At 65.6% G+C, this 11,089-nt stretch carries 13 protein-coding genes; 6 read left to right on the forward strand and 7 right to left on the reverse strand.

Features of this window, described 5'->3' with window-relative positions:
- Positions 1–28 precede the first annotated feature (28 nt).
- The 3 genes from ACZLHH_RS17980 (at position 29) to ACZLHH_RS17990 (ending at position 3,456) form a co-directional block, all read left to right on the forward strand.
- Positions 29–1,840: a copper resistance system multicopper oxidase gene (locus tag ACZLHH_RS17980; protein WP_132810653.1), complete on the forward strand. Its 1,812-nt coding sequence runs from the start codon at positions 29–31 to the stop codon at positions 1,838–1,840.
- Positions 1,837–2,862, forward strand: coding sequence for a copper resistance protein B (locus tag ACZLHH_RS17985; RefSeq protein WP_134951605.1), 1,026 nt, complete (start codon positions 1,837–1,839; stop codon positions 2,860–2,862). Before ACZLHH_RS17980 ends, ACZLHH_RS17985 begins: the two co-directional genes overlap by 4 nt.
- A gap of 81 nt (positions 2,863–2,943) precedes the next feature.
- Entirely contained in the window at positions 2,944–3,456 is a 513-nt protein-coding gene (locus tag ACZLHH_RS17990) for a GNAT family N-acetyltransferase (RefSeq protein WP_180844968.1), read from the forward strand.
- Between the two features lie 113 nt (positions 3,457–3,569).
- On the opposite strand, the gene ACZLHH_RS17995 is transcribed toward ACZLHH_RS17990, so the two are convergent.
- Positions 3,570–3,878, reverse strand: coding sequence for a TFIIB-type zinc ribbon-containing protein (locus tag ACZLHH_RS17995; protein WP_132810656.1), 309 nt, complete (start codon positions 3,876–3,878; stop codon positions 3,570–3,572).
- Between the two features lie 149 nt (positions 3,879–4,027).
- Here ACZLHH_RS17995 and ACZLHH_RS18000 point away from each other — a divergent pair, with 149 nt between their 5' ends.
- A complete protein-coding gene (locus ACZLHH_RS18000) occupies positions 4,028–4,795 on the forward strand; it encodes a CPBP family glutamic-type intramembrane protease (protein WP_180844967.1) in 768 nt (255 codons plus the stop codon).
- Positions 4,796–4,889: 94 nt separating this feature from the next.
- The gene (locus tag ACZLHH_RS18005) at positions 4,890–5,315 is read left to right on the forward strand and encodes a response regulator (RefSeq protein ID WP_049400506.1); all 426 of its coding nucleotides are present in this window, start codon (positions 4,890–4,892) and stop codon (positions 5,313–5,315) included.
- 107 nt (positions 5,316–5,422) lie between these two features.
- On the opposite strand, the gene ACZLHH_RS18010 is transcribed toward ACZLHH_RS18005, so the two are convergent.
- Positions 5,423–6,361 carry an alpha/beta hydrolase gene (locus ACZLHH_RS18010; protein ID WP_180844966.1) on the reverse strand — a complete coding sequence of 313 codons (939 nt, stop codon included), beginning with the start codon at positions 6,359–6,361 and terminating at the stop codon, positions 5,423–5,425.
- Between the two features lie 84 nt (positions 6,362–6,445).
- Positions 6,446–7,297, reverse strand: coding sequence for an alpha/beta hydrolase (locus ACZLHH_RS18015; RefSeq protein WP_071228994.1), 852 nt, complete (start codon positions 7,295–7,297; stop codon positions 6,446–6,448).
- Positions 7,298–7,946: 649 nt separating this feature from the next.
- Here ACZLHH_RS18015 and ACZLHH_RS18020 point away from each other — a divergent pair.
- The gene (locus tag ACZLHH_RS18020; RefSeq protein ID WP_049463266.1) at positions 7,947–8,264 is read left to right on the forward strand and encodes a hypothetical protein; all 318 of its coding nucleotides are present in this window, start codon (positions 7,947–7,949) and stop codon (positions 8,262–8,264) included.
- A 269-nt stretch (positions 8,265–8,533) separates the two neighbouring features.
- On the opposite strand, the gene ACZLHH_RS18025 is transcribed toward ACZLHH_RS18020, so the two are convergent.
- The 4 genes from ACZLHH_RS18025 to ACZLHH_RS18040 form a co-directional block, all read right to left on the reverse strand.
- The gene (locus tag ACZLHH_RS18025; RefSeq protein WP_478478682.1) at positions 8,534–8,878 is read right to left on the reverse strand and encodes a hypothetical protein; all 345 of its coding nucleotides are present in this window, start codon (positions 8,876–8,878) and stop codon (positions 8,534–8,536) included.
- Between the two features lie 203 nt (positions 8,879–9,081).
- Entirely contained in the window at positions 9,082–10,014 is a 933-nt protein-coding gene (locus tag ACZLHH_RS18030; protein ID WP_478478683.1) for an SOS response-associated peptidase family protein, read from the reverse strand.
- Between the two features lie 48 nt (positions 10,015–10,062).
- On the reverse strand, positions 10,063–10,746 hold the full coding sequence (locus ACZLHH_RS18035; RefSeq protein WP_478478684.1) for a hypothetical protein: 684 nt from the start codon (positions 10,744–10,746) through the stop codon (positions 10,063–10,065).
- A 1-nt stretch (position 10,747) separates the two neighbouring features.
- Entirely contained in the window at positions 10,748–11,047 is a 300-nt protein-coding gene (locus ACZLHH_RS18040) for a hypothetical protein (protein ID WP_478478685.1), read from the reverse strand.
- Positions 11,048–11,089: the final 42 nt, after the last annotated feature.

An 11,089-nucleotide genomic window follows, 5' to 3' on the forward strand; every position in this document is an offset into this window, starting at 1 on the left:
GCGTCTTTACGTGTCTGGAGTCACCACCATGAATACCCGCATTCCCCCCGGTCCGGGCGCTGTGCCCATGCCGTCGCGCCGCCTGTTCGTGCAGGGCCTGGCCGCCGGCGGCGTGGTTGCCGGCATCGCCGCTGTCGGCGTGCCGCAGCGCGCGCTCGCTGCCGCCACGGCCGCCCCCCGGCTGGCCGGCGCCCCCGCCGTGCTAAGCGACACCCGCATCGAACTGGCCATCGGCGAATCGCTCGCCAATTTCACCGGCCGCACCCGCCCGGCGATTACCGTCAACGGCTCGCTGCCGGCACCGATCCTGCGTTGGCGCGAAGGCCAGACCGTCGACCTGTTCGTGCGCAACACGCTGGAACGCCACCCGACCTCGATCCACTGGCACGGCATCCTGCTGCCCGCCAACATGGACGGCGTGCCCGGCCTGAGCTTCAACGGCATCGGCCCTGGTGAGACCTACCACTACCACTTCGAGCTGAAGCAGTCGGGCACCTACTGGTACCACAGCCACTCCATGTTCCAGGAGCAGGCTGGTCTGTACGGCGCGCTGATCATCGACCCGGCCGAACCGGCGCCGTACCACCACGACCGCGAGCACGTGATCATGCTGTCGGACTGGACCGACATGGACCCGGGCGCGCTGTTCCGCCGCATGAAGAAGCTGGCCGAGCACGACAACTACTACAAGCGCACCCTGCCCGACTTCCTGCGCGACGCGAAACGCGACGGCTGGTCGGCGGCGCTGTCCGATCGTGGCATGTGGGGCCGGATGCGGATGACGCCCACCGATATCTCCGACATCAACGCGCACACCTATACCTACCTGATGAACGGCACCGCCCCGGCCGGCAACTGGACCGGCCTGTTCCGCAGCGGCGAGAAGGTGCTGCTGCGTTTCATCAATGGCGGGTCGATGACCTACTTCGACGTACGCATTCCTGGCCTGAAGATGACCGTGGTCGCTGCCGACGGCCAGTACATCCACCCGGTGAGCATCGATGAGTTCCGCATCGCCCCGGCCGAAACCTACGATGTGATCGTCGAACCGAGCGGCCAGGACGCCTTCACCATCTTCTGCCAGGACATGGGCCGCACCGGCTACGCCGCCGGAACACTGGCGGTTCGCCATGGCCTGCTGGCACCGATTCCCGCGCGCGACCCACGTCCGTTGCTGACGATGAGCGACATGGGTCACGACATGGGCAGTGGTGGCCACGGCGGTCACGACATGGCCGCGATGAAGAGCATGGAAGGTGGCTGCGGCGCCAGCATGGGCCACGGCGCGCACGGCGGCGGCGATGCCGCCAGCAAGGCACCGAAGCACCCCGCCAGCGAACGCAACAACCCGCTGGTGGACATGCAGAGCTCGGCCTCCGAACCGAAGCTGGACGACCCCGGCATCGGCCTGCGCGATAACGGCCGCCAGGTGCTGACCTACGGTGCGATGCGCAGCCTGTTCGAAGACCCGGATGGCCGCGAGCCGAACCGCGAGATCGAACTGCACCTGACCGGACACATGGAGAAGTTCTCCTGGTCGTTCGATGGCATCCCGTTTGCCAGCGCCGAACCACTGCGGCTGAACTACGGCGAGCGCATGCGCATCGTGCTGGTCAACGACACCATGATGCAGCACCCGATCCACCTGCACGGCGTGTGGAGCGATCTGGAAAACGCACAGGGCGAGTTCCAGCTGCGCAAGCACACCATCGACATGCCGCCGGGCACCCGCCGCAGCTATCGCGTGCGCGCCGATGCACTCGGCCGCTGGGCCTACCACTGCCATCTGCTGTACCACATGGAAGCGGGCATGATGCGCGAAGTGAGGATCGAAGAATGAGCCGCTCACTGCTTTCCCCCAGCCTGCTGGCCCTGGGCCTGGCCGCTGCATTGCCCGTGTTCGCGCAGTCGCACGCTGGTCACGACATGGCCGCGATGGATCCGCCCGCGAAGACCGTGAAGGCACCGGTCGAACCGGTCGATCATTCGAAGATGGATCATTCGAAGATGGATCATTCGAAGATGGATTCGGGCGCGATGGACCACTCAGCCATGGATCACTCGAAGATGGACCATGGCGCGAGGCAGCCGGCGACGATGGACCATTCCACGATGGACCACGCCGCGATGGACCACGGATCGCCTGCACCGACCGAACCGCGCGAACCCATCCCGGTGCCGACCGACGCCGACCGCGCCGCGGCCTTCCCGCCCATCGCCCACGGTGCGATGGAGCATGCGCCGGAGATCAACAGCCTGCTGCTGATCGACCGTCTGGAACATTGGGATGGCAAGAGCAGCAATGGCCAGGCCTGGGAGGCGACCGGTTGGATCGGCGGCAACATCAACCGCCTGTGGCTGCGCACCGATGGCGAGCGTAGTCGTGGCCGCACCGAATCGTCGTCGCTGGAAGCGCTTTATGGCCGCAGCGTGTCGCCGTGGTGGGACGTGCTGGTCGGCGTGCGCCAGGACTTCCGCCCGGCCGACTCGCGCACATGGGCGGCCGTCGGCATCCAGGGCCTGGCGCCGTACAAGTTCGAGAGCTCGGCCACGCTGTACATGGGCTCCGGCGGCCAGGTGCTGGCCAAGGCCGAAGTCGAGTACGACGTGCTGCTGACCAACCGCCTGATCCTGCAGCCGCTGCTGGAAGCCACCGTCGCGGCCAAGGACGAGAAGGAGTACGGCATCGGTCGTGGCCTGAACAAGGTCGAAGCCGGGCTGCGACTGCGCTATGAGTTCAGCCGCCGCTTCGCGCCCTACATCGGCATCAGCCACGAACGCACGTTTGGTGACACCGCCGACTATGCCGGTGACCACGCGCGCGACACGCGCTGGGTGGCTGGCGTGCGCATGTGGTTCTGAGCAGCAGATCGTGAGCAATGGCCAGCCCCGGCAGCCGCCGGGGCCGGCTACACTGCGCCACGTTCCAATGCAGGCACCGCCATGTCGTTGCAGATCCGCCGCGCCACCCTTGCCGACGTCGACGCGCTGTCGGCCATCGCGATTGCCACCTACAACGAAACCTGGGGCGATTCCTATCCGCCGCAGGAGCTGCACGATTTCCTGCAGGCGCACTACAGCAGCGAACCGCAACGCATCGAACTGTCCGATCCACGCAGTGCCATCTGGCTGTTGATGGACGGTGAGTCGGTGGTCGGCTATCTGGCCGCCGGTGCCAACACCCTGCCGCACACGGATGCACGCGAGGGCGACATCGAACTGAAGCGGTTCTACATCCTGGCCGCACACCAGAACGGCGGCCATGGTGCACGCATGATGGACGCGTTCATGGCCTGGCTGGACCAGCCGCAGCGCCGTACCCTGTGGGTGGGCGTGTGGGAAGAGAATTTCGGCGCACAGCGCTTCTATGCGCGTTACGGCTGCAGCAAGGTTGGCGAGTACGACTTCATCGTCGGCGACACCCACGACCGCGAGTTCATCCTGCGGCGGCCGTGATCACGCGCTCCATGTAGCGTCGAGCCATGCTCGACTGCACCTGATCCGTAGAGTCGAGCTTGCTCGACTATTGGTAACAAGAGCCAGTCGAGCAAGCTCGACTCTACAACGCCTCAGAAGTCGAACAGCTCCGACAGGAAGCTGTCCTTCTTCTTTTTCTTGTATCCGTGGCCCCGATTGTCCTCGTAGCGCTGGCCCAAGTGGCGGGTATCACGGTGCATCACCGGCGGCGGAGAGGATGCCGGATGCTGCTGTACAGGCGCGGGCGGCGGCACGGCCGCACCGGCACCGGCACGCTCGATGATCTTGTCCAGTTCACCACGATCCAACCACACGCCCCGGCAGCCGGGGCAATAGTCGATCTCGATGCCATGGCGTTCGGCCATCTGCAGGGTCTGGGTCTTGCACACGGGGCACAGCATCGGCATTGCTCCTGTCGGTCCTGCATCGACTGTACCTGTGCGGTGATGACTGTGCGGCAACGCATGACCGATGGCACAGGGACTTCCGACGCGTGCCGATGCGGCGGCAGTCGCACACACTGGGCCCCTGTTCCGCAGGGAGTGCGTACATGACCGCGTTGTCCCGCCTGCCCAACGCCGCGCGCCTGTTGCTGGTCCTGCTGGGCGTCGGCCTGGGCCTGAACCTGCGCGATATCGCCTCAGCCATCGGCACACCGATTCCCGCCCTGCCCATACCCTACGGCGGCAGCCTGTTGGACAACGCGCTGGCGGTGCTGGTGGCACTACTGCTGGCCACGCTGCTGCGGCCCCGTGGCATGGGCCTGCTGGCCAGCCTCGGGCTGCGCGGGAATGGTTGGGGCGGCCCAATGTGGGTGTTGCTGGCCAGCCTGCCCTGCTGGCTGGGCCTGGCGCTGCTCGGTACCCCGAACACCGCGCTGACCGCATTGGATGCCACGATGCTGGCCGTGCTGTTCCCACTGGCCGAGGAAGTGCTGTTCCGCGGCCTGGGCTTCGTGCTGCTGGTGAAGATCGTGCGTGGTCCGTGGCCGCTGCTCGCGCTGCCGCAGGCGCTGCTGTTCGGCATGGTGCACTGGCTGGACTTCGGTGGGTTCGACGGTGGCGGCATCGCGCTGCTCGTCGGCGCGGTGATCGCCCTCGGCGGCTTCATCTTCGCCTGGCTCGACCACCTCGACGGTGACACCCTGTGGTGCGGCCTGGTCCTGCACGTTTCGATGAACCTGGCCTGGAATGTGTTCAGCCTTGATGACGCCGTCGCGCTCGGCTGGCAGGCCACCAGCCTGCGTATCGGCACCGCCCTGCTCGCGGTCGCAATCCTGGCCTGGTACGTGCGCCGCCAGCGACGCAGACAGCTGTAACGCCCACTTAGCTTGCCGTGCACGCCGGGATCACTACCGGCTTGCGCATACTTGCGCGCCTTTCGCTCCCCCTGTTGTCCGGAGTTGCCGCGTCATGTTGCTGTCCAAGCGCTTTGTGGAACCGCGCGTCCTGCTGATCGAGGACGCCGAGGAAACCCAGGAACTCAGTCGCCTCGCCCTGGAAAGCCAGGCCTGCCAGGTCACCGCTGTCAGCAGCGCCGAGGCCGCACTGGGCCTGCTCAACGCCGGCGAACCGTTCGACCTGCTGTTCACCGACGTCTGCCTGGGCGGCATCAGCGGCATCGAAACCGCCAACCGCGTGCGCGAGCACCTGCCGCAGCTGCCGATCCTGGTCACCTCCGGCATGGACCAGCACCGCGTGCTGCCGCAGCTGCGCGCCGGCATCCACTTCCTGCCCAAGCCGTACAGCATGAGCGAGCTGCTCGATGCCATCCGGCTGTGCTTCCGGCACGCAGCGGATGCCACGCTGATACCGCCGCCGCAGGCCAGCGCGGCCTGAGGCAATCATCCACGCCTGGCGTGGATCTACTGATTCCGTTTCTCTTCGGCATGGATCCACGTCAACACCACCGGTAGATCCACGCCATGCGTGGATGCAGCCCTCCATCAACCGCCGGTGTACGGCCCTTCACCCGGCATCACCTCCAGCAGTGCGCGAGTGATCACCCGCGGGTAAACCGTGAGATGGTCCTCGCCGTCAATCACCACGTTGTCCACATTCAACTTGCGACCCGTGCGCTTCAGCTGGGCAGTGAAGTCCGCGGTCTGCCTCAGCATGTCGTTGCCGGTTGAATAACGCGGCCCTGGCTTGTCCGTCTCGTAACTGCCCACCGACAGCAGCACGCGCGTAGGCTGCGCAGGGATGACGGCGCCATCCTGCATGCGCGGCAGCAGAAGCTGGTCGAACCACAGCGAAGGACTGGACAGGATGTAGGTGCTGAACATGTCCGGTTGAGTGGTCAGCACATAGGCGCCGAACAGCGCGCCATAGGAATGACCGGCGAACATGCGCCGGGCGGGATCGGTGCGATAACGCGCATCGACCATCGGCAGCACCTGTGTCGCCAGGAAATCACGGTAGTGCGCGGCACCGCCGTAGGTGACGTCATCACTGTAATAGCCATCGACCGTGCGCGCCGGATTGCTGGGCGTGTAGTCGCGCGAGCGGCTCTGCTTTGAAGTCAGGCCTTCCTGCGGCGGCAGACCGACCAGGATGAAATTCTCGATGTTGACACCCTGCTGCCCCACCAGATTGCGCACGCTGCGCACCAGCGGGAAGCTGTACAGCGCATCGGTCACGTACAGCACCGGATAGTGCTTTTCCGGATGCGCCGCATAGTCGGCCGGCAGCGCCACCCAGATCGGGTAATCGCGCCCCACGGGGTCATGTACGCGCAGCGCTTCGGTATCCGGCAGCACCACGCCCGGCACCGCCGTTGCCGCGCTTTCCTTCGCGTCACTCTGCGTTGCCGGTGGTGCCACCGACATCGCACAGCCACCCACGGCCAGGCAGGCCACCACACTCCATCCACGCACACGCTGCATCCACGCTCTCCCGTTGCGGGCGACGCCCTCAGGTGGCGCCGCTACCGCATCCTCACACGTCGTGCGGTGCAGTGCCACGCCGGATCAGGGCGAGGCCGGCGGCGGTGCCGGGAACAGCGTGCGCAGCGCCTGCAAGGCGGCCGGATGATAGATCGTCGCGTGGGTTTCCTCCGGCAGTGGCAGGTACTTCACCAGCGGCGACGGCGACGCCTGCTGCAGCAGCGTGGCCAACTGCGCGGCGGACGCAGCCAGCTCCGGCTGCCCACTGCTGGCCAGGAATACGCGCGGCTGCGCACGCGTCACCGCCGGCAACTGCTTGGCCGCAGCGGCCAACATCGCGCCCCGGTTCCACCACAGGCTGGGGTCCAGCGCGATGTAGCTGTTGAACAGTGTCGGCTCCTGCAGCAACGTCTCGACCACGAACAAGCCGGCCAGCGATTCACCGATCAGCGCGCGCTCGTCGGTGGTCGGGTAGCGTTGGCGCACCTGCGGCATCAGTTCATCGCGCAGGAAGCTGCGGTAGGCCGCTGAACCGCCGATGCGGGGCGCGATCTTCTGGTCTTGTGGGTCGCTGCTGGGGCCCGTCATGTCGCGGCGGCGTTCGGTGTTCTCGATACCTACCAGCAGGAACGGACGCATGCTGCCGTTGCCACTCAGCACCTGCACCAGCCCGGCCACATGCAGGAAGTCCTCGCCGATGCCGCCATCGGCCATGTACAGCACCGGCAATGGTGCCTTCGGGTCCAGACCCCAGGGTTGCGGGCGGTAGACATTGATGCGGCGGGTTTCGCCCAGCGCCTTCGATTCAATGGTGAAGGTCTCGCCGATGACCAGCGGGGTTGCGGCGGCGGCCTGTGCGGACGGCGCCGGCTCGGCGGCCATCAACGGCGCGGCGGAGACAGCGGACAACAACAGCGACAGCACGATCAAGCGCATGGAGCGGCCCATCCTGGGAAAGTGCCGAGCATAACGCCAAGGCCAAGGCGTCGGCCGATGCGGCATGCCTGCAAGTATGCTATGGCGCTGCGCGATGCTTGAACTGTATCGGGAAATGACTGCAATCGCGTTTGCTAGCATTCGTCGTTTCCTACAAGGAGTTGGGACATGGGGGGCTTCAGCATTTGGCACTGGATCATTCTTCTGGCGGTCGTCCTGATCCCGGTCGGCATCGCAGCCGTCATCGCAGCGATTGTCCTCAGGCGAAAGTAGATCCACGCCATGCGTGGATGCGCATTCTGGGGATGCCTCAAGCGCATCCGCGATGGCGACGGCGCCGACGGCCTGCCCTGGCCGGAAACCGATCTGCCGCCCGGGCGGGAACAGGCGATGGCACGCGCGAAGCGTGCCGCCGTTGGCATGCTGACCGTGGCGGAAATGCTGCACGCCACTGAGCGCTGCCGGTCGATGGCCACGCCCGACTGCCATCTGGATGAAGGGGGGCGATGGGTTGTTCTTCGCCTGCCGCAGGCTGGCGGAACGGGTGTGCCGGGATATCCGGCCGGCGTACCCGCCGTTGCACCCAGAACCGGTCCATACTTGGGACGGGCTGGTCGCCAGTCCCTTCGAAACCTACAAGGAGGTTTGCATGTTGAGTGCCGTGCTCATCGCCGCGCTGGCCGCCAGCCCGGCCGCGCCCGTACCGTATGCCGATTGCCTGCTCGGCAACATCCAGCCCGGGCTGTCTGATCGTGCCGTGCAACTGGTGCAGGAGGCCTGTGCTGCAAAGCATCCGGAGAGCTTCGCCGCAGCAATGGAACTGGAACGCAGAACCAGTCTGCAGCGGCTCACCTATTTCGAGGCGGCAAGAGCGGAGGCGGCACGTTCTGCGAATGCGGCAGCAACGGCCGCACAGGAGGCTGCCGACGCGGCGGCGGCTAAAGCGAAGAATGCGCGGACGAAGTAGTTGACCTGGACGAGCGCCACAAAAAAGGCACCGCATTGCGGTGCCTTTCTGAATGACCTGGGTCATTGGATGCAATGGTGGGCCGTGAAGGATTCGAACCTTCGACCAAAAGATTAAAAGTCACTGGACAACTTCATTGTTTTCAATGCGTTGCGTCTCTATCCGTTCCGCTTCAATCTTCGAAGCTGACAATTGAAAGCCTTGGGACACAAAGGGCGCTGGAATTTTGCGGAACGGATTTCCAACCCTCCAGCAGGCTTCGGCAAGTCCTACCCCATCCACCCGAACGGCGGCTTCAGGCTGTCCCTCAGGAGGCGGTTCCCCGCGATCGCCTCCCGGTACTCCCGGATCTTGGCCACGTCCTCGCGCAGTCGGGCCTCGTGCCTGGCCACCCACAGCTCGGCCCCTGCCCGGCCCTGCTCGTAGCTGCTGCACCAGCGGAACGGACCGCCGGGGCCATGCCGGTGCCGATCCAGCGAGGCGATCCAGATGCCATCGTTCACCCGCTGGGCCATGGCCACCACCCACACGCCATGGCAGGCGATGACGGTCAGGGGGTCATCCGGGCGGCTGGCGGACCTGGTCGTCCAGCGGAAGTCGGCGGGAAGTGGCATGGCCGGGAGAATACGGCGGACCGTCGCAGATCCTGCGAACGTGGCTGCCACGTGCCTGAACCGTTCGGAATCGGTGCCGGCGCGGCGCTGCTCACGCGCCCCCGGGTTGAGCTGCCTGCGGCCCCGGATCCGGCAAGGTCAGGATGCCTTCCTCAGCGTATCCGCGCTATCGGGCAACCACCCACTGACGTTCGGGGTTCTCCCTACGCCGCCAACCGGTGCTCATAGAAGGGGTGCCTCTTGTCGTCAAAGATCCGGTATAGCGCGGCCAGGTCGGTCGGGTCCGGGTTGAGCCAGGCGTCCACGTGCTCGGGCTTGATGTTGATGATGGTCCGGTCGTGGCCGGCGGCGGCCACCTCGGGCTCCGGGTCGTCGGTGATGGCGGCGAACGACAGCAGATCCGGCTCCTTGCCGGCCGGGTCCTTCCAGTGCGACCACAGGCAGGCCACCAGCATCGGCTCGCCCGTGCGTGGGGTGAACTGCACCACCTGGTTCTTACCGTCCGGCCCCTCCACGTTCTCGAAGAACGTGTCGACCACCAGCAGCCCGTGCGTATGGCCGAAGGCCGGCGCCCAGAACTTCTCCAGGCTGTCGCGGCGGGCGTTGTAGGTGCCCGGGAAGCGTTGGTCGTAGTTGGCCGGCTTTCCGGCCAGACGGCACTGGTAGCGCATGGGTTGGATCACCAGCTTGCCGCCCTCGGAGACAATCACCGGGGCATAGACCCCAGGGAAGATGCGGTTATCGCGGTCCTTCGGCTCGGTACGCTTCAGATCGGCCAGCTTGGCCAGGGCCCGATCAATCTTGTTCCCGGCAATCCGCACATCTTCCCGGGCCTTCTTGGTTTCTTTCACCTGCAGCGCGCGCTCGGCAGCGGCCAGGCGCTTGCGGTTGGCGAACAGCTCCTGTTCCAGCACCACGGCCTCTGCCCGGTTCCACTGTTCCACCTCAGCCCACACCGCAAGCTCCGCCGGGCTCGCGCCCGCGCGGAAGGCGTCGTCCATCGCCTTCGGGGTCTTGGGCCGCTTCTTGCCCGGGTCGTGGGCATAGAGTGCGGCGAACTCCTGCAGCGACAGGGTGGCGCCGGTCATCCAGACCAGCTTCTGATAGGCGGCGGTGATCTGGGCGGAATAGCACATGGGCGCAATCTGACACGCCCCTTCGTTCATTCGCCGTGACGCTGCAGCTTAGTGGCCGGTCACGTCGATCAGCACGAAGTGGCCGGATGCACTGAACTGCGTCGCATTGTCGGACTGGGGGATCAGGGCAGTCGCGCCGGCATAGTAGAAGCGCCCCGAACCCGCTGAGCCCGTCCCGTCCCCCTGCGGCCCGGTCAACCGGAACCCCACGCCACGCTCGATCCGCTGACACGAACGAGACGAGATCACCGCGTAGCGCCGACCGGCCGGGACTTGCACGTAGGCCCCCTCTGCCGCCCCGAAGGGGGCAGTTGTCACGCCCACAATGCGAAGGGGCTTTGCCCAGGAAGCGAAAGCCAGCTCGCCAGTGTGCTCTCGGTAGACCTCAATGCCGGTCTTACCCGGCGTTCCAGTCACGACCGAGTCGTATACCCACACCGTGCCGAACACAAACGATGAGCCCGTGTAGGCCGACACTCGCCAGTTGTTGCCGCCGAGATTGGTCAGAATCACGCTGAGCCCGAAGTTGTTGTTCGGACCCGTGACCGCAACCACCGGGCTCTTGGCCTGGAAGTCACGCGTGACGTACCGGGTTACCACGATCCCCGACACCTGGTACGCAACGGCGCCAGCTTCGTTGATATCGAACTTGTGGCGCAGGTGGAAGTTGAGCAGATCACTGCGGACCTGCACTGTTCCAGATGGGGTGTACGCCTCAAAGCCTGCTGGCATATCAGTGCACTCCGTACAGCACAGTTGCAGGGACCAGGGAGAAGACTGGTTGCCCGTTGGCATCCACATCCGTTCCCCAGTAGACCCGGCCATCCGAGTACCAAACGGTTGGCGTGCGGCCAGGCTGTGCCGGCGGAGGCACCACATAGAAGAGGAAATCCCCGGGGGGCAGCGGTCCCACCCAAGTCGAATTACCGTGCACAGTGTCGGTCTGAACCGTGCCGATGAAAAGCCCCAAGCGGGTCGTGTAGTCGATCTCCAGCGACCCGTCGAGATTGAAGGTCTGAATGCCCGCAGGCATGCGCTCTACTCCTCTATTGATTGACGGGAGGACGTTTGCCCC

This window comes from Stenotrophomonas sp. 28608_Sma (assembly GCF_056486185.1).

Excerpts from the sequence above, each read along its gene's own strand:
- ACZLHH_RS17980 (WP_132810653.1), top strand. The coding sequence starts at position 29 with ATGAATACCCGCATTCCCCCCGGTCCGGGCGCTGTGCCCATGCCGTCG.
- ACZLHH_RS17985 (WP_134951605.1), top strand. The coding sequence starts at position 1,837 with ATGAGCCGCTCACTGCTTTCCCCCAGCCTGCTGGCCCTGGGCCTGGCC.
- ACZLHH_RS17990 (WP_180844968.1), top strand. The coding sequence starts at position 2,944 with ATGTCGTTGCAGATCCGCCGCGCCACCCTTGCCGACGTCGACGCGCTG.
- ACZLHH_RS17995 (WP_132810656.1), bottom strand. The coding sequence starts at position 3,878 with ATGCTGTGCCCCGTGTGCAAGACCCAGACCCTGCAGATGGCCGAACGC.
- ACZLHH_RS18000 (WP_180844967.1), top strand. The coding sequence starts at position 4,028 with ATGACCGCGTTGTCCCGCCTGCCCAACGCCGCGCGCCTGTTGCTGGTC.
- ACZLHH_RS18005 (WP_049400506.1), top strand. The coding sequence starts at position 4,890 with ATGTTGCTGTCCAAGCGCTTTGTGGAACCGCGCGTCCTGCTGATCGAG.
- ACZLHH_RS18010 (WP_180844966.1), bottom strand. The coding sequence starts at position 6,361 with ATGCAGCGTGTGCGTGGATGGAGTGTGGTGGCCTGCCTGGCCGTGGGT.
- ACZLHH_RS18015 (WP_071228994.1), bottom strand. The coding sequence starts at position 7,297 with ATGCGCTTGATCGTGCTGTCGCTGTTGTTGTCCGCTGTCTCCGCCGCG.
- ACZLHH_RS18020 (WP_049463266.1), top strand. The coding sequence starts at position 7,947 with ATGTTGAGTGCCGTGCTCATCGCCGCGCTGGCCGCCAGCCCGGCCGCG.
- ACZLHH_RS18025 (WP_478478682.1), bottom strand. The coding sequence starts at position 8,878 with ATGCCACTTCCCGCCGACTTCCGCTGGACGACCAGGTCCGCCAGCCGC.
- ACZLHH_RS18030 (WP_478478683.1), bottom strand. The coding sequence starts at position 10,014 with ATGTGCTATTCCGCCCAGATCACCGCCGCCTATCAGAAGCTGGTCTGG.
- ACZLHH_RS18035 (WP_478478684.1), bottom strand. The coding sequence starts at position 10,746 with ATGCCAGCAGGCTTTGAGGCGTACACCCCATCTGGAACAGTGCAGGTC.
- ACZLHH_RS18040 (WP_478478685.1), bottom strand. The coding sequence starts at position 11,047 with ATGCCTGCGGGCATTCAGACCTTCAATCTCGACGGGTCGCTGGAGATC.